The sequence below is a fragment of the Arthrobacter sp. NtRootA1 genome (assembly GCF_019976975.1).
Lineage (GTDB): Bacteria > Actinomycetota > Actinomycetes > Actinomycetales > Micrococcaceae > Arthrobacter > Arthrobacter aromaticivorans.
The window spans coordinates 3,945,008-3,968,296 of sequence record NZ_AP024630.1; the positions used below are offsets into that span (position 1 = coordinate 3,945,008).

26 protein-coding genes are annotated in these 23,289 nt (G+C 61.3%); 11 read left to right on the plus strand and 15 right to left on the minus strand.

All coding sequences use genetic code 11. The features are described from left to right. Nucleotides 1–48: 48 nt before the first annotated feature. From LDN90_RS17890 to glmS, 3 genes are read right to left on the minus strand one after another with little or no spacing between them, the layout of a single operon-like run. Nucleotides 49–1,620, minus strand: coding sequence for an NAD(P)H-hydrate dehydratase (locus LDN90_RS17890; RefSeq protein ID WP_223946538.1), 1,572 nt, complete (start codon nucleotides 1,618–1,620; stop codon nucleotides 49–51). 18 nt (nucleotides 1,621–1,638) lie between these two features. Further along, nucleotides 1,639–1,986 (minus strand): holo-ACP synthase, encoded by a 348-nt coding sequence (locus LDN90_RS17895; RefSeq protein WP_216925115.1) that lies wholly within the window; start codon nucleotides 1,984–1,986, stop codon nucleotides 1,639–1,641. A 4-nt stretch (nucleotides 1,987–1,990) separates the two neighbouring features. After that, nucleotides 1,991–3,874 carry a glutamine--fructose-6-phosphate transaminase (isomerizing) gene (gene glmS, locus LDN90_RS17900; RefSeq protein ID WP_223946539.1) on the minus strand — a complete coding sequence of 628 codons (1,884 nt, stop codon included), beginning with the start codon at nucleotides 3,872–3,874 and terminating at the stop codon, nucleotides 1,991–1,993. Between the two features lie 144 nt (nucleotides 3,875–4,018). On the opposite strand from glmS, the gene coaA reads away from it, so the two are divergent. Beyond that, nucleotides 4,019–4,984, plus strand: a complete 966-nt coding sequence (coaA, locus tag LDN90_RS17905) for a type I pantothenate kinase (protein ID WP_223946540.1) — start codon at nucleotides 4,019–4,021, stop codon at nucleotides 4,982–4,984. Between the two features lie 22 nt (nucleotides 4,985–5,006). After that, nucleotides 5,007–5,876: a M15 family metallopeptidase gene (locus LDN90_RS17910; RefSeq protein ID WP_223946541.1), complete on the plus strand. Its 870-nt coding sequence runs from the start codon at nucleotides 5,007–5,009 to the stop codon at nucleotides 5,874–5,876. A 103-nt stretch (nucleotides 5,877–5,979) separates the two neighbouring features. Here the strand turns inward: LDN90_RS17910 and glmM are convergent, their stop codons facing one another. From glmM to rplM, 3 genes are all read right to left on the minus strand, one after another. Then, nucleotides 5,980–7,344: a phosphoglucosamine mutase gene (glmM, locus tag LDN90_RS17915; protein ID WP_223946542.1), complete on the minus strand. Its 1,365-nt coding sequence runs from the start codon at nucleotides 7,342–7,344 to the stop codon at nucleotides 5,980–5,982. Nucleotides 7,345–7,521: 177 nt separating this feature from the next. Then, nucleotides 7,522–8,028, minus strand: a complete 507-nt coding sequence (gene rpsI / locus LDN90_RS17920; protein WP_216925110.1) for a 30S ribosomal protein S9 — start codon at nucleotides 8,026–8,028, stop codon at nucleotides 7,522–7,524. 38 nt (nucleotides 8,029–8,066) lie between these two features. After that, a complete protein-coding gene (rplM, locus tag LDN90_RS17925) occupies nucleotides 8,067–8,510 on the minus strand; it encodes a 50S ribosomal protein L13 (protein WP_011775554.1) in 444 nt (147 codons plus the stop codon). 287 nt (nucleotides 8,511–8,797) lie between these two features. Here rplM and LDN90_RS17930 point away from each other — a divergent pair, with 287 nt between their 5' ends. From LDN90_RS17930 to LDN90_RS17970, 9 genes are all read left to right on the plus strand, one after another. Next, nucleotides 8,798–9,442, plus strand: a complete 645-nt coding sequence (locus LDN90_RS17930) for a prepilin peptidase (RefSeq protein WP_223946543.1) — start codon at nucleotides 8,798–8,800, stop codon at nucleotides 9,440–9,442. A 333-nt stretch (nucleotides 9,443–9,775) separates the two neighbouring features. Continuing rightward, nucleotides 9,776–9,970, plus strand: coding sequence for a Flp family type IVb pilin (locus LDN90_RS17935; protein ID WP_223946544.1), 195 nt, complete (start codon nucleotides 9,776–9,778; stop codon nucleotides 9,968–9,970). 107 nt (nucleotides 9,971–10,077) lie between these two features. Beyond that, nucleotides 10,078–10,485 (plus strand): TadE family protein, encoded by a 408-nt coding sequence (locus tag LDN90_RS17940; RefSeq protein WP_223946545.1) that lies wholly within the window; start codon nucleotides 10,078–10,080, stop codon nucleotides 10,483–10,485. After that, a complete protein-coding gene (locus LDN90_RS17945) occupies nucleotides 10,473–11,513 on the plus strand; it encodes a Tad domain-containing protein (RefSeq protein ID WP_223946546.1) in 1,041 nt (346 codons plus the stop codon). The genes LDN90_RS17940 and LDN90_RS17945 overlap by 13 nt, the downstream gene beginning before the upstream one ends. 49 nt (nucleotides 11,514–11,562) lie before the next feature. After that, nucleotides 11,563–12,330, plus strand: coding sequence for an RcpC/CpaB family pilus assembly protein (locus LDN90_RS17950; RefSeq protein ID WP_223946547.1), 768 nt, complete (start codon nucleotides 11,563–11,565; stop codon nucleotides 12,328–12,330). Then, a complete protein-coding gene (locus tag LDN90_RS17955) occupies nucleotides 12,327–13,526 on the plus strand; it encodes an AAA family ATPase (RefSeq protein ID WP_223946548.1) in 1,200 nt (399 codons plus the stop codon). Before LDN90_RS17950 ends, LDN90_RS17955 begins: the two co-directional genes overlap by 4 nt. Next, the gene (locus LDN90_RS17960) at nucleotides 13,523–14,977 is read left to right on the plus strand and encodes a CpaF family protein (protein ID WP_223946549.1); all 1,455 of its coding nucleotides are present in this window, start codon (nucleotides 13,523–13,525) and stop codon (nucleotides 14,975–14,977) included. Before LDN90_RS17955 ends, LDN90_RS17960 begins: the two co-directional genes overlap by 4 nt. Before the next feature lie 2 nt (nucleotides 14,978–14,979). Further along, complete coding sequence (locus LDN90_RS17965) at nucleotides 14,980–15,921, plus strand: type II secretion system F family protein (RefSeq protein ID WP_223946550.1); 942 nt, start codon at nucleotides 14,980–14,982, stop codon at nucleotides 15,919–15,921. A gap of 12 nt (nucleotides 15,922–15,933) precedes the next feature. Next, a complete protein-coding gene (locus tag LDN90_RS17970; RefSeq protein ID WP_223946551.1) occupies nucleotides 15,934–16,812 on the plus strand; it encodes a type II secretion system F family protein in 879 nt (292 codons plus the stop codon). 138 nt (nucleotides 16,813–16,950) lie between these two features. Here LDN90_RS17970 and LDN90_RS17975 read toward each other — a convergent pair whose 3' ends face one another. From LDN90_RS17975 to map, 9 genes are all read right to left on the minus strand, one after another. After that, complete coding sequence (locus LDN90_RS17975) at nucleotides 16,951–17,841, minus strand: tRNA pseudouridine synthase A (RefSeq protein ID WP_223946552.1); 891 nt, start codon at nucleotides 17,839–17,841, stop codon at nucleotides 16,951–16,953. Between the two features lie 32 nt (nucleotides 17,842–17,873). Next, complete coding sequence (rplQ, locus tag LDN90_RS17980; protein WP_216925100.1) at nucleotides 17,874–18,434, minus strand: 50S ribosomal protein L17; 561 nt, start codon at nucleotides 18,432–18,434, stop codon at nucleotides 17,874–17,876. 66 nt (nucleotides 18,435–18,500) lie between these two features. Continuing rightward, a complete protein-coding gene (locus LDN90_RS17985) occupies nucleotides 18,501–19,511 on the minus strand; it encodes a DNA-directed RNA polymerase subunit alpha (RefSeq protein ID WP_011775567.1) in 1,011 nt (336 codons plus the stop codon). Between the two features lie 149 nt (nucleotides 19,512–19,660). Next, complete coding sequence (gene rpsK / locus LDN90_RS17990; RefSeq protein WP_014922380.1) at nucleotides 19,661–20,062, minus strand: 30S ribosomal protein S11; 402 nt, start codon at nucleotides 20,060–20,062, stop codon at nucleotides 19,661–19,663. 51 nt (nucleotides 20,063–20,113) lie between these two features. Beyond that, nucleotides 20,114–20,491: a 30S ribosomal protein S13 gene (gene rpsM, locus LDN90_RS17995; RefSeq protein ID WP_011775569.1), complete on the minus strand. Its 378-nt coding sequence runs from the start codon at nucleotides 20,489–20,491 to the stop codon at nucleotides 20,114–20,116. 196 nt (nucleotides 20,492–20,687) lie between these two features. Next, entirely contained in the window at nucleotides 20,688–20,801 is a 114-nt protein-coding gene (rpmJ, locus tag LDN90_RS18000; RefSeq protein ID WP_011775570.1) for a 50S ribosomal protein L36, read from the minus strand. A gap of 72 nt (nucleotides 20,802–20,873) precedes the next feature. After that, nucleotides 20,874–21,095 (minus strand): translation initiation factor IF-1, encoded by a 222-nt coding sequence (gene infA, locus LDN90_RS18005; protein ID WP_011775571.1) that lies wholly within the window; start codon nucleotides 21,093–21,095, stop codon nucleotides 20,874–20,876. Between the two features lie 195 nt (nucleotides 21,096–21,290). Beyond that, a complete protein-coding gene (locus tag LDN90_RS18010) occupies nucleotides 21,291–22,358 on the minus strand; it encodes a P1 family peptidase (RefSeq protein ID WP_223946553.1) in 1,068 nt (355 codons plus the stop codon). Nucleotides 22,359–22,436: 78 nt separating this feature from the next. Further along, a complete protein-coding gene (gene map / locus LDN90_RS18015) occupies nucleotides 22,437–23,264 on the minus strand; it encodes a type I methionyl aminopeptidase (RefSeq protein ID WP_223946554.1) in 828 nt (275 codons plus the stop codon). Nucleotides 23,265–23,289: the final 25 nt, after the last annotated feature.

A 23,289-nucleotide genomic window follows, 5' to 3' on the forward strand; every position in this document is an offset into this window, starting at 1 on the left:
GATAACTTGCTGCAAGCCTACTCATGACCCATGACACGGACAGTAACCTTACGGTCTTGCGGGGTCGTATTCAGCGGTCAGCGAACCTATGACGTGCGGCACAGCTGTCATGATCGCCGAGGCTGTAAGGGGGCCACCATTAAAATCCTTCGATGCCATCGAGCCGGCGCGGCCGTGAACGCTAGCGGCAACAGCCGCCAGAGCAGCCCAGCGGTCGTCGAGTTTCAAGCCCATGGCTGCGTACGCGCCGTCGTCGTCCCTCACCGAGTCCGTAGATTGCGCCAGCAAGGCGCCCAAGATGCCACCCAGGACGTCACCGCTGCCTGCGGTCGCCATCCAGGCAGTGCCCTCGGACTGGCTGAAAACAACGCCCGACGGCGAGGCCACCAGTGTGGTGGCACCCTTCAGCAGGACTGTGGCGCCAGTTTGTTCGGCTGCTTGCCGTACGAAGTGCAGCGGCCGGGACTCGACGTCCTCGCGGGTCACGGCTACCTCGCCGGTGGATGGAAGGGCTGCCAGGAGCGTCGCCAGTTCCCCCGCGTGCGGAGTGAGGATCCAATGGGCGGGACACCGCTCTGGCAGGATACTCAAGGCTCCGGCGTCGACGACGACCGGGAGCTCAGCGGCCAGCGCTGACTGTGCGGCGTCCCCGGCACGTCCGAGCTGGTCCTCCCCGTCCACGCCAGGACCAAGCAACCACGCTTGAACGCGCCCTGGGTCATCCGTCTCCCACAGGGCCTCCGGAGTCCGGCTCAATACATGGCGTGCCGCAGATTCCGGTCCTACATAGCGGACCATGCCCGCGCCGGCCATCGCTGCCGCATGGACGCTCAGCACGGCTGCCCCCGCAAACCGAGCCGAGCCGGCGACCACGCCCAGCACGCCACGGGAGTATTTATGGGAGCGGCGCCCAGGCTTGGGGAGCAAGGCGTGCAGGTCCGTGGCATCAAGCCGATGCAATTCAGGGGTGTCCAGGGAGTCTTCGATTCCGATCTGTACCAGGACCACGTGGCCGGCACAGCCCTCGCCCGGGTCTGTCATCAAACCGGCCTTGATACCACCGAAAGTCACTGTGACATCGGCTTCCAGCACCGGCCAGTGGACTTCGCCCGTGGCGGCATCCAGCCCACTGGGGAGATCGCAGGCCACCACGGAACGCGGCTTCAACTCCTGAAGGGAAGCGACCAACTCAGCAGAAGCATCACGTAATCCGCCGCGGGCGCCAGTGCCCAGGAGGGCATCGATGATGACATCGTCACCAGCGCATAGGACGGCAAGTTCCTCCGCGTTTCCGGGATCCAATCGCAGCACGCGGCCGCCTGCCGCCAGAAAAGCCCCCAAAGCCTCGGTATGGACTTCCGCTGAGGCGAGTACCGCCGTCGTGCGCATGCCCCGGCGGGCAAGGATGGAAGCCGCGAAGAGTCCGTCACCGCCGTTATTGCCTTTTCCTGCCAGGACTGTAATGCTCGCCCCACGCAGTTTGCGCTTGGCCTTGACCAAGCGAACCACTTCCTGCGCCAGGCCGTAAGCGGCCCTTTGCATGAGAACAGCGCCCTCACCGGAGTCCAGGAGCGGTTGTTCCGCATCCCTGATCTGTTGTCCGGTGAAGGCGCTGATCATCGTTATGTAGAGGTCCGTTTAGCCCTCGGCGAGGACATACGCCGTAGCGATGCCGCCATCGTGGCTCATGGACAGGTGCCAGCGTTTAACGCCCTTGGCATCGGACACGGCCAAGACCGTTCCTTTGACCTGGACGGTAGGACCATTCTGGTCAAGGCCGATCCAGCAGTCCTGCCAGTTCATGCCAGCGGGAGCACCCAGGACCTTGGCCACTGCTTCCTTGGCAGCGAAGCGCGCAGCGAGTGACCTGGTGTTGAGCTCGCGCTCCGCAGGAACGAACAGCCTGTCCCGCAGTCCGGGGGTCCGCTCCAGTTGCCGGGCGAACCGCTCGATGTCTACGACGTCTACTCCAATGCCAACAATCATGCGGTTATTCTACGGTCACGCTCTTGGCGAGGTTACGCGGCTGATCGACGTCGTAACCCTTCGCCCCAGCCAATTCAGCAGCAAAGATCTGCAGTGGCACGGTGGTGAGCAGCGGCATGAGCAGCGTGGGCGTCTCCGGAACGTAGAAGACGTGCTCTGCGTAGTCCTTGACCGACTCGTCGCCTTCTTCAGCAATGACCAGCGTACGTGCACCACGTGCGCGGACTTCCTGGATGTTGCTAACGACCTTGGAGTGCAGGGAGTCACGACCACGCGGGGACGGGACAACCACGAAAACCGGCTGGCCGTCGTCGATCAGGGCGATCGGTCCGTGCTTGAGTTCACCGGCGGCGAAGCCCTCAGCGTGGATGTAGGCAATTTCCTTGAGCTTCAAGGCACCTTCAAGGGCCACCGGGAAGCCAACGTGGCGGCCCAGGAACAAGACGGACTTTTCGTCCTTCATGCTGCGGGCGAGTTCACGCAAAGGACCTGCGTTGTCCAGGATCTTCTGAATCTTGGCCGGGATCTTGTTCAGGTCCGCGAGGACGTCCTTGATCTGGCCGGAGAAGATGTTGCCACGCAGCTGGGCCAGGTAAAGGCCCAGCAAGTAAGCGGCAGTGATCTGGGCGAGGAACGCCTTGGTGGATGCCACAGCGATTTCCGGACCAGCGTGGGTGTAGAGCACGGCGTCGGATTCACGCGGGATAGTGGAACCGTTGGTGTTGCAGATGGAGATCGTCTTGGCGCCCTGTTCGCGGGCGTAGCGGACGGCCATGAGCGTATCCATGGTCTCGCCGGACTGGCTGATGGAAACTACCAAGGTGTTGGCGTCGACGATCGGATCGCGGTAACGGAACTCGTGTGCGAGCTCTACTTCCGTGGGAATACGGCACCAGTTTTCGATGGCGTACTTGGCAACCAGCCCAGCGTAGGCTGCGGTACCGCAAGCCAGAACGATGATCTTGTCAACCTGCTTGAGGAGCTCAGGATCGATGCGGACTTCGTCCAGCGTCAGCTTTCCGTTGAGGTCCGAGCGCCCCAGGAGAGTCTGGGCTACGGCGTCGGGCTGGTCGTTGATTTCCTTCTCCATGAAGGAGCTGAAGCCACCCTTTTCGGCAGAAGCCGGGTCCCAGTCAACGTGGTATTCCTTGCCTTCAGCCGGAGCGCCGAAGAAGTCGGTGATCTCCACCGAGTCCGCGGTGATGGTGACGATCTGGTCCTGACCGAGTTCCACGGCGCGGCGCGTGTAGTCGATGAAGCCGGAGACGTCCGAGCCGAGGAAGTTCTCGCCCTCGCCAAGGCCAACCACGAGCGGGGAGTTACGGCGGGCGGCCACGACGACGTCGGGCTGGTCCGCGTGGACGGCGAGGAGGGTGAACGCACCCTCCAGACGCTGGCAGGCCAGGCGCATCGCCTGGGTGAGGTCGCCGCCGTTGCCGTTGAGTTCGTTGCGGAAGATGTTGCCAACCAGGGCGGCAGCAACTTCAGTGTCCGTTTCGGATTCGAACGTGACGCCCTTAGCTAGCAGTTCCTGCTTAAGCTCGGCGAAGTTTTCGATGATGCCGTTGTGAATCAACGCCAGGCGCCCGCCGTCGGAAAGGTGGGGGTGTGCGTTACGGTCGGTGGGTCCGCCATGCGTGGCCCAACGGGTGTGGCCAATGCCGGTCAGGGATTCAGGGACCGGGTTTGCTTCCAGTTCACTGATCAGGTTGCTCAACTTGCCGGACTTTTTACGGGACGAGATGGTCCCATCAGCCACCACTGCGACGCCAGCGGAGTCATAGCCGCGGTACTCAAGACGACGCAGCCCCTCCACGACGACGTCAAGGGCGCTGTGACCAGCTGCCTTACGAGACGAATTGCCAACATAGCCTACGATTCCACACATGGGTATAAGCCTAACGGCTAGGTCAAACAACTGATGTGGGACGTCCCCCCTCCCACTCTTGTTTCTGAGGCGTTGATCACCCACAATTCACCTTCACGTCGTCCCGCATTTCCTGATCCGCCGGGCTAAGGGCAGAATCAGAACGTGACTTTGCAACGCACCGAAGCAAACGGCGACGGCGCTTCCCCCTTTGTTGAGCTGGACCGCCAAACGTGGTCGCGGCTTGCAGCACAGATGGAGCAGCCCCTCAACGAAGAGGACATTTTCCGTCTGCGAGGCCTCGGCGATCCCCTGGATATGAAGGAAGTGCGGGAGGTATACCTCCCCCTTTCGCGGCTTCTGCACCTCTACGTCGAGGCTTCACATCAACTTCACGCGGCAACCACCACGTTCCTGGGCGAGCAAACACAACGCACCCCGTTTGTCATCGGTGTGGCCGGGTCCGTTGCCGTAGGAAAATCCACCATCGCCCGCGTTCTCCGTGAAATGCTGCGGCGCTGGCCGGGAACGCCCAACGTAGAACTCATCACCACGGACGGCTTCCTCTACCCGTTGGCGGAGCTGAAGCGCCGGCACTTGCTGGAACGCAAGGGTTTCCCCGAGTCCTACGACCGACGCGCGCTCTTGCGTTTTGTGTCGGAAATCAAAGGTGGAGCCGAGGAAGTCCGGGCACCGTGGTACTCCCACGTCACCTACGACATCGTCCCGGGCAAGGAAGTCGTAGTGCGCCGCCCCGACGTGCTGATCGTGGAAGGCCTCAACGTTCTGGCCCCCGCCAGGCCCCGCATGGATGGCAAGCAGGGCCTCGCGCTGAGCGACTTCTTTGACTTCTCCATCTACGTTGACGCCAAGACCTCCTACATCGAGGAGTGGTACGTGGACCGGTTCCGGAAGCTCCGCACCACAGCATTCGCGCAGCCAGAGTCCTACTTCCACCGCTACGCCACGCTGTCAGACGAAGATGCCGAGTCAACAGCCCGCGGCATCTGGAAGCGCATCAACGAGCCCAACCTCGAAGAGAACGTGCTCCCCACCCGTGGCCGCGCCCAGCTGGTACTTACCAAGGATGCAGACCACTCCATCCGGCGCATGCTTTTGCGGAAGGTCTAGCGTGGACTTCCAACCTCAGCCCATGCCCAGCCGCAGGGCATTCGCGGGTTTTCTCACAGCTGGCGCAGGCCTGGCCGCACTGACGGCCTGCACTCCGGATGGCCCCGCCTCGTCCGCTGCCGGGGCTTCGGCCACACCGTCCGCCGCTGCCTCGAACGCCACGCCCACTCAAGTCACTGCCGTTACGCCCGCTGCCGCTACCGAGCCTTCCAGCGCTCCTCCAAGCGCAGCGCACTCACAAGCCCCAACACCTTCGCAAGCCGCAGCACCTTCACAATCCGCAGCCAAGCAGTTCTCGCTGACCGATCCAGCGAGCCAATGGGTGGTGGTCAACAAGCACCGGCCGTTGAACCCACAAAACTATGTCCCGGCGGATTTGGTTCAGCCGAACATCCGGCTCGCCGTCACTGGCGAAGCCACACTGATGAACAGCACGACGGCGGCTGCCGCAGAAAAGATGTTCGCCGCAGCGGCGGCCGAAGGCGTCATCATGGCTTTGGCATCCGGGTACCGTTCCTATTCCACCCAGGTGGTCACCTACAACGGCTACGTCGCGAACAGTGGCCAGGCGGCAGCCGACCGGGCTTCGGCACGCCCCGGTCATTCCGAACACCAAACGGGCTGGTCCTTTGACATAGCCGACGGCGGGGGTGCCTGCAGTTTCCAGCCCTGCTTCGCCGATCAGCCCGCGGCTATTTGGGCCAAAGCCAACGCACACAAATTCGGTTTCATCGTGCGCTATCCGTGGATGTTCCATGAAACCACCGGATACTTCTACGAGTCCTGGCACCTGCGCTACATCGGCGTCGAAGCAGCGACAGAGATGAACACCCGGGGCATCGCAACGCTCGAGGAGTACTTCGGGTTGGAAGCAGCCCCCGACTACCTGTAGCGCCGGTCCTTTGACACGCAGGTCCTTTTAAACCAGCTCGGCCCGCTCTCCTGATTACCAGTAAACAGGTAATCAGGAGAGCGGGCCGAAGTTGCTTGGATTCTTACACAGCCAGTTCGCTGGGAGCGCTCAGTCGTTCCTTGACTACAGCGGCCAGGCTGTTGCAAATTCGCTCGGCCGTCTCCATATCCGCCGCTTCCACCATGACGCGGACCAGGGCCTCGGTTCCGGACGGGCGCAGCAGCACACGGCCGGTTTCGCCCAGTTCCAGTTCAGCAGCGGCTACTGCTGCGGCCACTCCTTCGTCGGTGCCCGCACGGGCCTTGTCCACACCCTTGACGTTGATCATGAGCTGCGGGAGCTTGGTCATCGCCGTTGCGAGTTCCTTCAAGCTACGACCCGTGAGGGCCACCTGCGCAGCAAGCTGCAGGCCGGTGAGCACGCCATCGCCGGTGGTTGCGTAATCGGAGAAGATTACGTGGCCGGACTGTTCGCCACCCAGGTTGTAGCCGCCGTCGCGCATTTCCTCCAACACGTAACGGTCGCCAACAGCGGTTTCGCGGATGGTGATGCCGGCATTGCGGAGGGCAATCTTGAGCCCGAGGTTGCTCATGACCGTGGCAACCAGGATGCTGTCCTTGAGCTTGCCCGCTTCATTGAGCGCCAGCGCCAGGATCGCCATGATCTGGTCGCCATCTACTTCATTGCCTTCGTGGTCTACAGCGAGGCAGCGGTCGGCGTCGCCGTCGTGGGCAATGCCAAGGTTCGCACCGTGCTTGACCACCGCTTCCTTCAACGGGCCCAGATGGGTGGAGCCCACGCCGTCGTTGATGTTCAGGCCATCCGGCTCGGCGCCGATGACGACAACGTCCGCGCCGGCGTCCTTGAACACCTGTGGCGAACAACCACTCGCCGCGCCGTGAGCGCAGTCCAAGACAACCTTCAGGCCCTCCAGGCGCTTGGGGAGGGTGCCGAGCAAGTGGACAATATAGCGGTCCTCAGCGTCGGAGAAGCGCTGGATGCGTCCGACGTCGCCGCCGACGGGCCGCTGAGGCTCTTTGCCGAGCTGTGCTTCGATGGCGTCCTCGACGTCGTCGGGCAGCTTCTGACCGCCGCGGGCGAAGAACTTGATCCCGTTGTCAGGGGCCGGGTTATGGGAGGCCGAAAGCATAACGCCGAAATCGGCGTCGAGGTCTGCCACCAGGTAGGCCGCAGCCGGGGTGGGCAGCACCCCGGCGTCATAGACATCGATGCCGGAGCTCGAGAGCCCCGCTTCGACGGCGGCGGCAAGGAACTCGCCACTCGCTCTGGGGTCCCGGGCGACTACGGCGCGAGGCCGCTTGCCATCGGTTGTGCGGTCATGGCCGAGTACGACGGCGGCGGCCTGGGCTAGCTGCATAGCCAGCTCGGCGGTGAGCAATCCGTTCGCGAGACCGCGCACGCCATCTGTTCCAAATAATCTAGACATCGGCTCAAGTTTAGACGACGACGGGACACCACCCGTCCAGCAGCGTGTCGGAACGTCATGTGCACAGGTCAAATCCGGCTCACACCTTGCATCTTCGAACTGCTCAAAGGGCAACTTCTTAAACGGCGAAAGCCCGCCCCGCCGAAACGGCGGAACGGGCTTTCGAGTAAGAGCAGATTAGCGCTTGGAGTACTGCTGAGCCTTACGTGCCTTCTTGAGACCAGCCTTCTTACGCTCGATGACGCGGGCGTCACGGCGCAGGTAACCGGCCTTCTTGAGGGTGGCGCGGTTGTTGTCGACGTCGATCTCGTTCAGCGAGCGAGCAACACCGAGGCGCAGTGCACCGGCCTGGCCGGAGATGCCACCACCGTGGATGCGGGCGATGACGTCGTAGGCGCCTTCAAGATCAAGGATCTTGAAGGGCTCGTTGACATCCTGCTGGTGCAGCTTGTTCGGGAAGTAGTTCTCCAGCGTGCGGCCGTTGATGATCCACTTGCCGGAACCCGGGATGACGCGAACGCGTGCAACGGCTTCCTTGCGGCGGCCAACAGCTGCACCGGCAACGGTCAGCGCCGGGCGCTCCTTCTTGGGCGCATCTTCAACAGATGTGCTTTCAGAGGTGTAGCTGGTGAGGGTTTCCTCAGCCTCGACGGCTTCGGCGGTCAGTTCTTCGTTCTGAGCCACGGTTCTCCTTGTAATGAAAAGTTGTTTGGTGGCCAGGACTACTGGGCGACCTGGGTGATTTCGAAAGTCTTCGGCTGCTGCGCAGCGTGCGGGTGCTCGGGGCCTGCGTAGACCTTGAGCTTGCCCAGCTGCTGAGCGGCGAGGGAGTTCTTGGGGAGCATGCCCTTGATGGCCTTCTCAACAGCGCGAACCGGGTTGGATTCCAGCAGCTCGGCGTAGTTGACGGAGGTCAGGCCGCCCGGGTAGCCGGAGTGGCGGTATGCGCGCTTCTGCTCCAGCTTGGCGCCGGTGAGGGCAACCTTTTCAGCGTTGATGATGATGACGAAGTCGCCCATGTCCATGTGGGACGCAAAGGTCGGCTTGTGCTTTCCGCGCAGCAGTGTTGCGGTCTGGCTGGCAAGACGACCAAGGACAACGTCGGTGGCGTCAATGACGTGCCACTGGCGGTTGATATCGCCGGGCTTCGGGGTGTACGTACGCACGGTTTTGCCTCGTTCTTGTTCTGGCGTTCATGTTTTAGGCGACACGCAGTGAGGCGTGTACCTACTATGTATGCGTTACCGGAGCAGAGGTGAGGGCTCTATAGACCAGTCATCCCAGAATCTCGATATGCCTCTTGAGTTAGCAATCCTGCAACTGGATCCCCGAGAAGGCATGTGTCATCGAGATAGGACACGCACAACGACTATAAACAATACCTTCAACGGGCCGTCCGGGTCAAAATGGGGTATCCGCCCCTCGGGGTCGCATGCGCTTTGAGGGAGAGTACATGACCAACGGTCCCGTTTTCCTGCTCCTGCTTGCCATCGCCGGCTTGCTGTTGAGCCCGGCCGTCGAGTTCGTGATCTCGCGTCGCCTTCCGCGCCTCGGCGGACTCCCCTCATTTGCAGTCCGGATTACGACGGCGGCAGTCACCGCGCTGCTCTTTGCCCTGTTGGGATGGCGCTTTGGTTTTACTCCAGAATTGCCGGCGTTCCTTTTATTGGCACTTCTTGGCGTGGAGCTTTCGAGAATTGATTTCACCCTCCATTTGCTGCCAAACCCCCTCGTTTTGCTCCTGCTAGGGGGCGGTTTTGTTCTCCTTGCCACGTCCGCGGCACTGGATCCCGCCTGGCCCGAGCTGCTCCGAGCACTCGCCGGAGGGCTCATACTCTTCGTTGGCTACCTGATTCTGGGACTTATTTCGCCGAGAAGCCTCGGAATGGGTGATGTGAAGCTCGCAGCACCCATCGGACTGTACTTGGGGTACTTGGGTTGGAAGCAAGTACTCTACGGCGGACTACTGGGATTCGTGGTGGGCGGGGTGCTGACGGTGCTGATGTTGCGCCTGAATCGCAAGGAAAAGACCGTGGAAACAGCGCACGGACCAGCGATGGTTGTCGCTGCATTGGGTGTCACGCTGCTACTTCAGTAGGGGTACGCCATCTGGCGCTGCCGTCGCTCTTCATAAGCTCGAAAATGTAAGGCTGCTGTCTATTCCAAGTAGTCGCTCCCCCTTTTTGCGTTCCAAACTGAGTACTCCCCTGCCCTTCTACGGGTGACGGCCTGATTTGCCTTGCAGGAATTCGAGTACGACTACGCATTGTTCAGCAGTGCGTCCAGGGTGAATTCTTATCTCATCGAATTCCGAACCGCTAAAGGCAACATGGGGGTAGTTCGGGAATCGAAGGCAAATTCCGATAATTTGCTGGACCTATAAACAATAAATCTACAAACCCTAAATTCATTTCTGGGAAGGAATTTTCCAATGTCTGCTCTTATGTTCACCGTCACCTCGTACATCGCCGGCGTCAAAGGCCGCTTCAGCAAGGAAGAGAAGGGCGCGACGATGGTGGAATACGGCATCATGGTCGCCCTGATCGCAGTAGTAGTCATGGGCTCGGTACTGCTCCTCGGCCCGGCCATCGCCGCCCTCTTCGACCAGGTAACTGCCGCTCTCTAGTTCGCACACCGGCGGTTGGCCGCGCTGGCAACTCGTTTTGTCACTGCGGCCGACCGCCGTCTTTAAGGGCACGTATGCTGCCGGGATTCTGGGTCTGGGAGACGATCGTGAAATCACGTAAGAAAGAGCGCGGCGCAGTAGCCGTGGAAATGGCGATTCTTTTGCCGCTCCTACTGCTGATCCTGGTGGGGATCGTTGAGTTCGGGCGGGCTCTGAACGTTCAAGTGTCTTTGACACAAGCCGCCCGTGAAGGGGCCCGCTACGCGGCGGTGCATTACAAGGACGGTTCTCTCGATGTGACGGGAACCGCGCTCGGATCTGCCCCGTCGCTTGCCGGCTTAGGTGTGTCTGTCAGCGATAATGCGTCCAGCTGCGCACCAGGTTCCAACGTCACAGTAACCACCAGCGTCTCCCTAACATCAATGTCAGGATTTCTCGACGCCGGCTTTTTTGGCTCACCTGGCATCTTCCCGCTCAACATGACTGGAGTAGGAGTAATGCGATGCGGTGGCTAAAGGCAGGAGCGGCGCGTGGCACGCGCAACGGTGGGAAAGAGTCCAAGGAGCGCGGCGCGGCTACCGTAATGGTCGCCACCATGATGGTGGCCTTGTTGGGCTTCGCCGCCCTTGCCGTGGACGTGGGTGCCCTTTACGCCGAAAAGGCCCAGTTGCAGAACGGTGCCGACGCAGCGGCACTCGCGATCGCCACGGATTGCGCGGGCGGCAGCTGCGGCAACAGTACGACAACGGGAAACCAATTCGCCAACAACAATGCGAATGACAATGCCAGTGGTGCAACCGTCACGTTTCCAGCGGCCACTAAGGTTCGTGTGGTCACCAATGCGAGGGATACGTCAGGTCAAAACAGCTTCTCCCTGTTCTTTGCACGGGTCCTGGGGTTCGACACAACGCCCGTGGATGCAGTTGCCGAGGCCTCCTGGGGAGCACCGTCTACTGCCACTACCTTGCCGTGGACAGTCAGTGAGTGCGTGTTCAAGAAGTACCTGTCTCCAACGCAGCTGGCTTCGCTGAACTCCACCGGAAGCTTCACCGGCGACCCCATCCCCACCCACATTCTCTTGCGGTACGACGAGAAAGCCCCGGCCTATCCGGGATGTGCGGCCCAAAACGGGTATGAGCCCGGAGGTTTTGGATGGCTCCTCACCAATTCAGGCTGCTCCACCGACATATCAGTGACTGCGACAGTCCAAGGGCAGCCGGGCAACCACTTCCCGAACGATTCCGCCTGCAATTCCGTCCTCGCGCACATCATGGACGAACCAGCCCTGATCCCTCTCTTCAGGACGGCAACCGGCAACGGGGACAATGCGACGTACACCCTTATCGGCTTCGCGGCATTCAAAGTCACCGGCTACAGGTTCAGCGGCACCGGGGGAATCCTGGATCCCGCCGCACCGAACTGCAACGGGAATTGCAGGGGTCTCCAAGGCTATTTCGAGCGATTCGTCTCTCTGGAAGATGGCATGACGGTCACCGGCGGTACCCCCAATTACGGAGCGTCCGTCGTGACGCTCACCGAGTAGCCGCTCGAAGAGCGCTACCTATCTCAGGAAACCCGAAGGGAGTTAGAAAGTGAAAGCACGCCTACTGGGAGGCATTGCTGCACTGCTTTTGGCAGTCATCGGCACCGTCTTGCTAGTCACCTATGTTCAGGGGGCCGACAAGCGGGCGCAGCAAGGGCTAGATCCCGTAAACGTTCTTGTGGTCAAGGAACGGATTCCAGCCGGCACCAAGGCCGAGGACATCGGTTCCAAGGTGAAGACAGAAACACTGCCGCAGTCTGCGGTGGCACCCGGCACCATCGCCGCCCTCAACGATCAGAACGGCAAGGTCACATCAGTGGACCTGCAGCCAGGAGAACAACTGCTCGGCGTCAAGTTGGTAAGCCCCAAGGACTTGGCCCCTGGCACGGTCCCCGTACCGGATGGTTTGCAGGAACAGACGTTCATCCTGGCACCCGAGCGCATCCTCGGTGGCCGCCTCGAAGCCGGGGACACGGTCACAGTGTTCGCATCATTCAAGGTGGACGGGGACATCCCCGATGGGGTAGACCTGCCGGCCGAGGTGAAGGGCTGGAAGCAGTACACCAAACTGCTGTACCACGATGTCTTGGTCACTGCAGTCCAGCAGGCCGCACCGGACACCGAAAAGAAATCCGCCAACACCGATGCCGTCGCCCTGCCCAATGGTTCCGCATATGTGACCGTAGCCCTCAGCGACGCGAACGCCGCCAAGATGGTCTTCGGAGCGGAATTCGGCACCATCTATCTGTCCAAGCAGACCGACAAGACCGCGAAGAGCGAACCGCCGGTAACCACTCTGGGAGGCGAGTTGAAATGAGCAGATTTGTAGCCATAACTGCGGTCCGTGACTTCGAGGGCCGGGTTCGCCAGGCCATCACGGGTGCTTTACATGGTGACCTGCAAACGCTCTCCCCGGATGTGCTCCAGGCAGGAACGGACGAGGTCTTCAAGCAACTGACGGGTGCACCGCCGGAAGTAATGATTCTCGGACCTGGCGTCAACCCGGATGATGCCCTCAAGTTGGCCACGGTTTTCGACCTGCAGTACCCGGAAATCAGCCTCTTGCTGGTTTCTACCCCAGAGCCAGACATCGTGCTTCGCGCCATGCATTCAGGTGTCAGGGACGTCGTTTCACCGGAAATCGAGGTCAATGAGCTTCGGGTCCTTCTGGAGCGCGCTTGCCTCGCTTCGGCCAGCCGCCGCCGAGGCATGCAGCCGGCCGCCGAGTCCGGCCAGGACCGGGGCCGTGTCATTGCCGTCATGTCGCCCAAGGGCGGCGTGGGAAAGACCACCGTCGCAACCAACCTTGCCGTAGGGCTCGGGGCCATGGCACCCATGGGAGTCGTGATTGTGGATCTTGATCTGCAATTCGGTGACGTCGCCTCCGGTCTGCTGCTGGAACCTGAACACTCAATCACTGAAGCAGTTCACGGACCAGCGGCGCAAGACTCCATGGTGCTCAAGGCCTTCCTTACGGTCCACCCGGCGGGAATCTATGCCCTGTGCGCACCACGAAAGCCCTCGGAGTCTGATTACATCACGGCGGACCACGTCTCCAGGTTGCTCAACCAGCTAGCCAGCGAGTTCAAGTATGTGGTGGTGGACACCGCTCCTGGACTGGGTGAGCACTGCCTTGCGACGCTGGAGCTGGCCACCGATGGCGTTTGGGTGTGCGGCATGGACGTCCCAAGCATCCGGGGGCTGCGCAAGTGCTTCAGCGTGCTCAAGGAACTGCAGCTCCTCCCACAGGGCCGACACACGGTGCTGAACTTCGCGGACAGAAAGAGCGGCATTTCCGTACAGGACGTCGAGGCTACTATCGGCGTCCCCATTGACACCGTAATCCCCCGCTCCCGGAACCTGCCATTCTCCACCAACCGGGGGGTGCCGGTTCTTCAAGGGACCACGCGGGACTCCGCAACCAAGGGTCTGAAAAAGCTGGTCGAGCGGTTTGACCCTCGGCTCGCTACGGTACCGCAGACCAAAGTGCACCGAAGGGTAGTGGTGTCATGAAGCTCTCGGAACGGCTAACGAAGAACAACCCGCTTGCCGCAGCGGAGATCCCCTCCGGCGACAACACTCACCTTAACCCCGCGGCCTCTACGTTAGCGCCACCCCCGACAGTACCTGGTCCCACCACGCCACTGCTTGGTGGATCGCCCTCGGCGCCAGCAGTCGACGCATTGGCGGGGTTGAAGCAACGGGCCGCTTCAGCTCTTTTCGAGCGCATGGGCAGCAGGATCGGTGACACGTCTTCGTCGGAAGAAGACCTGAGGTCGTTCGCGGTTGACGAACTCTCAGCCGTTATCGACGACGAACAGGTGCCCCTTTCCCCCGAGGAACGTCGCCGGCTCATCCGGGAAGTTTCGGATGAAGTGATGGGCTACGGACCGCTGCAGCGCCTCTTGGAGGATCCGTCCGTCACGGAAGTCATGGTCAATCGGTTCGACCAGATCTACGTGGAACGCCACGGACACCTTGCCTTGACCGAGTTGCAATTCAGCTCGGACAACCATCTTCGGAAAGTCATCGAGCGAATCGTCTCCAAGGTGGGTCGCCGAATTGACGAGTCATCGCCCCTGGTGGATGCCCGGTTGGAAGACGGTTCGCGCGTCAATGCGATCATTCCTCCCTTGGCCGTCAACGGTCCTTCGCTGACCATCAGGAAGTTCAGCCATGTGCCGCTTACAGTCCGCAACCTGATCGAGTGGGGCTCTATGAGCCACGAGATGGCTGAACTACTAAGCGCATGTGTCCTCGCCCGGCTTAACGTCATCGTCTCCGGCGGTACGGGTACCGGAAAGACGACCCTGCTCAACGTGCTCTCATCGTTCATCCCCGAGTCTGACCGCATCGTGACCATCGAAGACGCTGTCGAGCTCCAGCTGCAGCAACGGCACGTGGTGAGGTTGGAGAGCCGGCCGCCAAACATCGAAGGCAAGGGCGCAGTCACTATTCGCGATCTTGTCCGGAACTCCCTTCGTATGCGTCCCGACCGGATCATCGTCGGTGAAGTCCGCGGTGGAGAGTCACTAGACATGCTCCAGGCCATGAATACCGGCCACGACGGATCGCTTTCCACAGTGCACGCGAACTCGCCACGTGATGCCATTGCAAGGCTGGAGACACTAGTCCTGATGGCCGGCATGGACCTTCCGCTCCGCGCCATCCGCGAACAGGTTTCATCGGCAGTGGACCTGATAGTCCAAGTGACACGCTTGCGCGACGGCACACGTCGCGTCACTCATGTCACCGAAGTCCAAGGCATGGAGGGCGACGTCGTTACCCTCCAGGATGCCTTCCTTTTCGACTACTCGGCAGGCTTGGATGCTCAAGGGCGTTTCCTCGGGCGGGCCCTTCCAACCGGTATCCGGCCAAGGTTCCTGGACCGCTTTACAGAATTGGGGATACACGTCTCGCCGGCTGTCTTCGGAGTGGCTCCTGCCCCTGTTGGAAGGCGATAACAATGGACTCGCCTATCCTGTTCATCTCGGCTGTGGGTCTCTGCATTGCCGCCCTGCTTGTATTGGTAATCGTTGTCCTGAAACCCCGCAACGGAAGCCTTCCCCTTGACCGCAGGCGTATAGGCACTGTTCCCGACGAATCCGCTGTTGGCCGTGTTTCCCAGTCGGCAGTGCAATTCGTCGATGCTGCCATTGGTCGATCGGGTGGTCTCTTCAACCGGGAGGTTCTTTACAGGGCCGGCGTGAAGCAGGCCCCTGCGGACTTCACGGTCATCGTGGCAACCTCGACTGTCGTCATCGGCGTGCTGGGTTCGTTCCTGATCAACCTGATCATCGGCATCCTCTTGGCGATCGCCACCCCGTTCGTCGCCAAATTGATACTCGTCGTGAAGACCGAAAAGCGGCGAGCCAAGTTCGAGACGCAACTTACGGACACCATCCAGATGCTCATCGGTGGTTTGCGAGTCGGCCACAGCATCATGCGGTCGCTTGAATCCGTAGCGCTCGAAGCGCAGGCCCCCACCTCGGAGGAACTTTCCCGAATAGTTAACGAAGTCCGAATTGGCAAGGACGCACGGCAAGCCATTGAAGACTGTGCGGACCGTATGGACAGCGAAGACTTCCGGTGGATCGGGCAAGCGATCCAGATCAATCGCGAAGTGGGTGGCGACCTGGCGGAAGTCCTTGAGCAGGTGGCGGGAACGATCCGCGAACGGAGCGAGATCAAGGGCCATGTCCGGTCCCTCAGCGCTGAAGGAAAGATGTCCGCCTACATTCTGATGGCATTGCCGGTGGGTGTTGGCATCATCCTGACCATCATGAACCCGGGCTACATGAAAGTGTTCGCCCAACACCCTGTGGGTATCGCCCTGCTGGTGGCTGCGGGCTTGCTGTTCGTCATCGGCGGCTTCTGGATGAGCCGAACTGTGAAGATCAAGTTCTAGGAGGACAGATCAATGACTCTCATAGCGTGGCTCATCATCGCCACCATCGTTCTGCCTCTGGCCTACTTTGCCTGGTCCTTGGCAACAATGGACCGTAAAGGGATCGTTGCCGTGCAGACCAACCTTGGCTCCGGTTTCGCACAGGGTGCCGGCGTTGATATCAAACGTCCTCCGCTGCTCCTCGGTGTAGCACGCAAACTGACCCCGGGCAGTTACGAGGCGAAACTGGACCAATGGCTCGCCCTTGCAGGTCGGCCCCAATCCATGCCCCTGACCAAGCTCATTGCGATCAAACCGATTTTGGCAGCGTCAGGTGCACTCGTTGGCGTTCTTTTGATCGCGAGCGGGCCAAGCCCAGTCAGCATCGGATTCGGCTTGTTCCTGACGGCCTTCCTGTATTTCATTCCGGATCTCCTGGTGTACAACACAGGCCTCAAGCGGCAGGAAGCCATCCAACTGGAGTTCCCCAACACGCTTGATCAGATGCTCATCTCCGTGGAGGCGGGGCTGGGCTTTGAGGGAGCCGTCGAACGGGTTTCAACATACGGTGCAGGGCCGCTGGCACATGAACTGATGCGGACCCTGCAAGATATTCAAGTTGGACGCCCCCGTCAGGAAGCCTACGAAGCTTTGGCGGAACGCTCCACAGTCCCGGACGTCCGCAGCTTTGTCCTTGCAGTTATCCAAGCTGACAAATACGGCATCGGAATCGCGAATGTCCTGCGTGCCCAAGCGAAGCAAGCGCGCGTCAAGCGCCGTCAAAATGCAGAAGAACGTGCAATGAAGCTCCCCGTCAAGGTGCTCTTCCCCTTGCTCTTCTGCATCTTCCCGGTGCTGTTCATAGTCCTTCTGGGTCCCGCAGCCATCAAGATCATCCAGGCCTTCAGCTGATCCTGACGCGGGAATTAGACCGGCCGTTCGCGGATCCCAGACCGTGGACGGCCACAACGGCCCCCTTCCGGTACCCAGAGCCGGGAGGGGGTCCTCCAATGTCCGGGCCGTCCGGACCCCAGGTCGGTCCAGTGGGAACTACTCCCGGCGGGCCCTCGTCAGCTCCGCCCGTGCCAGCAGCTCGCTATCCGACGGGTACGCAACTTCCTCCAGCACCAAGGGGTGGGGTGCAGCCAAGACAGACTTGGCATCACGCTTCCGTTCCAGAAGACGTTCATGAAGCCACCCCGGTTGCTCCAGGCCTTCGCCCACGCGCAGGGCCGAGCCCACCAAGGACCTGACCATGTTGTGGCAGAACGCATCGGCCTGAACTGTAGCGACAATGACCCCGTCGCTCCCCCGTCCGAACTCAAACTTCTGCAATTCGCGGATGGTGGTGGCGCCCTCGCGGGGCTTGCAGTAGGAACGGAAATCTTGGAGCCCCAGCAACTGGGCGGCGCCTTCATTCAACAGCTCAACATTCAGCGGCGCCTTGTGCCACAGCGTAATTCCTCGAAGCACGGGATCCCAGCGCTCCGCGCCATCAGCAATGCGGTAACTGTAACGACGCCACAACGCCGAGAACCGGGCGTCGAAACCTTCGGGCGCCAGACCGGCGTCGTGCACTTCTATGGCACCGGTAAGATCCCCGAGAATACGGCTAAGGGCCCCGCGAAGGCGACGCAAAAGCGCGACGGCGGGGTCGAGTTCGTGCCCGCGCGGAAGTCCCAGCCACTCGGCTTCCGTCAGATCGAGGTGGACTACCTGGCCGCGGGCGTGGACACCGGCGTCGGTGCGGCCAGCAACCGTGACCCGGACCGGACGGCGCACGAGGAGTGCCAATGACTCCTCCAATGCCCCCTGCACCGTAAGCAGACCGGGCTGGAGTGCCCAGCCGTTGAAGGGTCCTCCGTCATACGAAAGATCCATGCGGACACGCAAAAACCCGCCGCCCCCCAAAGCGGGGGCAGCGGGTTTTCGTTCGTTCATAGACTTAAGTCTACTGTGAAGAATTCAGTGAATTACTTCTTGTCCTCAGCGGCCGGAGCCTCTTCGGTCTCAGCAACTTCAGCGTCAGCAGCCTCGGCCTCAGCGGCCGGAGCCTCTTCGGTTTCAGCAGCTTCGGTCTCCACAGCCTCGGTCTCAACAACCTCTTCCTCAGCAGCCGGGGCAGCCTTTGCAGCAGCAGCGGTTGCTTCAGCAACTACGGCCTGCTTCGGGGAAACCGGCTCGAGGACGAGCTCGATGACAGCCATGGGAGCGTTGTCGCCCTTGCGGTTGCCGATCTTGGTGATACGGGTGTAGCCACCATCGCGGTTGGCGACGGCGCCGGCGATGTCGGTGAACAGCTCGTGGACGATGCCCTTGTCGCTGATCAGGCCGAGAACGCGGCGGCGGGAAGAGAGGTCGCCACGCTTGGCGAAGGTGACCAGACGCTCTGCGTACGGCTTCAGGCGCTTGGCCTTGGTGACCGTGGTGGTGATGCGCTTGTGCTCAAACAGAGCAGCTGCCAGGTTCGCGAGCATCAGGCGCTCGTGAGCCGGGCCGCCTCCGAGGCGCGGACCCTTAGTGGGGGTAGGCATAATAATTTCTCCTGTTATGTAAGCCGGTCAGGTCCATCGCTGGACCTGACGGCCAAGATCTGCTTTTTAGAGCTCGTCGTCGCTGAACGCGGCGTCGTCCTCTTCGATGGCTGCGGCGCGGGCTGCGAGATCGAAACCGGGAGGGGAGTCCTTGAGGGACAGACCCAGTTCGACGAGCTTTGCCTTGACCTCGTCAATGGACTTCGCACCGAAGTTACGGATGTCCATCAGGTCAGCCTCGGAGCGGGCAACGAGTTCACCCACGGTGTGGATGCCCTCACGCTTGAGGCAGTTGTAGGAACGGACGGTAAGGTCCAGATCCTCGATCGGCAGAGCCATGTCCGCTGCCAGGGCAGCGTCCGTCGGCGACGGGCCAATCTCGATACCTTCAGCTGCGGTGTTCAGCTCACGGGCCAGACCGAACAGTTCCACCAGGGTGGTGCCTGCAGAAGCAACGGCGTCGCGGGGAGCGATTGCCTGCTTGGTCTCGACGTCGACAATGAGCTTGTCGAAGTCGGTGCGCTGCTCAACACGGGTAGCTTCCACGCGGAAGGTTACCTTCATGACCGGCGAGTAGATCGAGTCGACCGGAATACGGCCGATCTCGGAGTCGCCGGACTTGTTCTGAGCTGCCGAAACGTAGCCACGGCCGCGCTCGATGGTCAGCTCGAGTTCGAACTTGCCCTTCGAGTTCAGAGTGGCAATGTGCAGATCCGGGTTGTGGAATTCGACGCCGGCCGGCGGAGCAATGTCCGCAGCGGTGACGACTCCGGGGCCCTGCTTGCGCAGGTAAGCAACAACCGGCTCGTCGTGCTCGGAGGAAACCGAAAGGTTCTTGATGTTCAGGATGATCTCGGTGACATCTTCCTTGACACCCGGAACCGTGGTGAACTCGTGCAGCACGCCATCGATCCGGATGCTGGTTACAGCGGCACCGGGGATGGAGGAGAGCAGGGTACGGCGGAGGGAGTTTCCGAGGGTGTAGCCGAAGCCCGGCTCCAGCGGTTCAATGATGAAACGGGAGCGGTTCTCGGATACAACTTCTTCAGACAGGGTGGGGCGCTGTGCAATGAGCACTTAGGTTTCCTTTCGGCGAGCATCCGCTATATGACGCAACACAGGTGGTGGAAATCGGCTTCGGTTTCCAGCCTGACCAGCCGGGCCATGCTTGTAGATGGTCTAACCCATGTACAGCAGGCCCGGCCGGTCAGACAGGGAATACCTAATTAGACGCGGCGGCGCTTCGGGGGGCGGCAACCGTTGTGGGCGCTGGGGGTGACGTCCTGGATGGAGCCAACCTCAAGGCCAGCAGCCTGAAGCGAACGGATTGCGGTTTCGCGTCCGGATCCCGGACCCTTGACGAATACGTCAACCTTGCGCAGACCGTGCTCCTGAGCGCGCTTTGCAGCAGCTTCAGCAGCCATCTGGGCAGCGAACGGGGTGGACTTACGGGAGCCCTTGAAGCCAACCTCACCGGCGGAAGCCCAGGAGATTACAGCACCGTTCGGGTCCGTGATGGACACGATGGTGTTGTTAAAGGTGCTCTTGATGTGCGCCTGGCCAAGCGCAATATTCTTCTTATCCTTGCGACGCGGCTTACGAACCGCTCCACGAGTCTTCGGGGGCATTGTTTCTCCTACAGAAAGTTATCGGGGGAAAACCAGGTCAATCCCGAGGGATTAACGTCCGGCCTTCTTCTTGCCGGCGACGGTGCGCTTCGGGCCCTTGCGGGTACGAGCGTTGGTCTTCGTACGCTGTCCGCGTACGGGCAGGCCCTTGCGGTGGCGCAGGCCTTCGTAGCTGCCGATCTCAACCTTGCGGCGGATGTCAGCGGCTACCTCGCGGCGAAGGTCACCCTCAACCTTGTAGTTGCCTTCAATGTAGTCACGCAGCTGGACCAGCTCGGCGTCAGTCAGGTCCTTGACGCGAACGTCAGCGCTGATGCCGGTGGCAGCCAGGGTTTCGTGTGCACGGGTCTTGCCCACGCCGTAGATGTAAGTAAGCGCAATTTCCAACCGCTTTTCGCGGGGAATGTCTACGCCAGCGAGACGAGCCATAGTGGCGGTACTCCTTGAATAAACCGGAGGTCGTAGGCAGTACACCCACACGATCCGTGTGGCCCCAGCCTCCGACCGGGGGTACGTTGACCAGGCTCTGTAATGCAGTCCTGGCACAACTTGTGCTGCCTTTATTTACTTGCGTGGGCTAGCAACCCAGGTTTGCCCTTGCGGGCGCTGATTCCCTGAAGGGGAATTAGCCCTGGCGCTGCTTGTGGCGCGGGTTCTCGCAGATCACCATGACCCGGCCGTTACGGCGGATCACTTTGCACTTGTCGCAGATCTGCTTGACGCTCGGCTTGACCTTCATGGCGTTCCTTTGCGTGTTTTGCAGTTGATCTGCTGGAGCGGCTTGGCACTATTGCCTGGGCCGCCCAGCAATTTACTTGTAGCGGTAGACGATACGACCACGTGTGAGGTCGTATGGGCTCAGCTCCACCACTACCCGGTCCTCGGGGAGGATTCGAATGTAGTGCTGACGCATCTTCCCAGAGATGTGTGCGAGAACGACGTGCTTGTTGGTGAGCTCAACACGAAACATCGCATTGGGCAGCGCCTCAGTCACAACGCCCTCGATCTCAATGACCCCGTCCTTCTTGGCCATATCCTCCGCTAACTGTTGTTTGCCGCTGTCCTCCGGTTAGGCACCGAAAATCCAACGGACGTTTTTTGTTTGCTTGGCCCTCTTGGAACCACGACACTAAAAAGGGCGTGGCTGCACAGACAACCAACAAATAACTCTACGCCAATGGGGCCGGAAAGTTAAATCCGTCCATGGTAGCGCACGTATCGCCGCCCGTCACTCCCCTACGGTCCGGTAAGCAGGGAAGTCTCCTACCGCCGTCGTGACACTTTCGGCCGCTTCAACACCGTCCAGGATCGCCAAACGCACGGCCTCAGCTGCGGCACTTTGGAGCGTTATGAGCGATACCTGCCGTGCCTGCTCGGTACTGCGATCAAGCCCGACGGCGCCAGTCGCCAGGGCGAAAACGGTGTCACCGTCCGCCAAAGTGTGGGACGGATCCAAGGCCCGCGCCAGCCCGGCATGCCCAGAGCTGGCCGTCCGCTTGCACTCGGCAACATCGAGCACAGCATTCGTAGCGATGACGACGAGCGTGGTGTTAAGCCCTTGGGGAGAAACGACGGGAGCAGAGGGGGACTTGCCTTGGGGGCCCGGAACCCGGCCGCGCGCGTCCAAGGTGGGGCCACGACGGCCGGGGTCCCCGGCCGAGCTTGCGAGGTTGGGGAGCCGTTGGGGAGGAACGACCGAGCGCGCAGAGGGTTGCGGGCCCCCACCCACGGGCGCACCCAGCGCATTCACCACAGCTATGGCACCGACGATGATCCCGCTTTCGAGCGTGATCGAGGATGTACCGACACCACCTTTGTACTGGCCGCGGGCGATTACGGCGCCCGTGCCTGCGCCGACATTTCCGCGTTCGACGGCGGCGTGGTCACCTGAGGCGAGCGCTGCGGCGGCTGCCTGGTAACCCATGCCGGCGTCGGGCCGCGCTTTGAGGTCACCACCGCGCCCCAGGTCAAAGATGGCCGCGGCCGGAACGATCGGCACCACTGTCCCGGGAACCGCAAAGCCCCGGCCCTGCTCCTCACACCAGAGTTGGGCACCAGTAGCTGAGGCCAGCCCAAACGCACTGCCACCCGTCAGCACGACGGCGTCGACCGTCGAAACCAACGTCGTAGGGTCCAGGGCATCCGTTTCGTGCGTACCAGGGCCTCCCCCGCGCACGTCCACCGATCCCACGGTTCCCACAGGTGGAAGGACGACTGTCACGCCACTGAGCCACCCGCCGTGGTTCCTCTGAACGTGGCCAATACGGATTCCCGGTACATCGGTGATCGCATTCATGGCACCATTGTCCACCTCGAGGCAACGCCCTGAGCCTGCGCAGCACGCCGGGCCGGGCCGGGAGCAGGCTTCGCTAGGTTACGGGATCGGGACGGGCACGACGCCGAGCGGCGCCAACTGCTCGGCGCCGCCGTCCGGGGCGGACAGGACCCAGATGCCCTTTTCGTGCACGGCCACCGAGTGTTCCCACTGGCACGAGCGCTTGCCGTCGGTGGTGACAACGGTCCAGTCATCGTCCAAGGTGGCAGTCTCGATGCCACCGCGAACCAGCATCGGCTCGATCGCCAGGCACAGCCCCGCGCGGATCTTCGGGCCGCGGTGATTGGTGCGGTAATTCAGGACGTCCGGTGCCATATGCATTTCCGAACCAATGCCGTGGCCCACGTAGTCCTCCAGGATGCCCAGGGGCTTTCCGGGGACAGAAGAAACGTAGTCATCAATCGCATTGCCAATGTCGCCTACGAACTTGCCCTTGGCCAGCGCAGCGATCCCTCGCCACATGGCGGCCTCAGTGACGTCCGAGAGTCGCTGGTCTTCAGGATCTGCCGTGCCAACGATGACGGTGCGGGCGGAGTCCGAGTGCCATCCATCGACGATGCAGCCGCCATCGATGGAAATGATGTCGCCATCGTTGAGGACGCGGTTTCCAGGGATGCCGTGGACGACTTCCTCGTTGACTGACGTGCAGATGGTGGCGGGAAAGCCGTGGTAGCCAAGGAAGTTGGACTTGGCCCCGGCGTCATTCAGGACTGCCGCGAAAACGTCGTCGAGGTCCTTGGTGGTGACGCCTGCCTTGGCCGCGGCAACGGCAGCGTCAAGGGCACGGCTGAGTACCAAACCAGCCTCGTGCATTTTGCGCATTTGCTCGTTGGTTTTGTATTCGATGCGGGGCTGACCGAACGCCATGTTCTCCTCTGGATGGTTTGCTGTC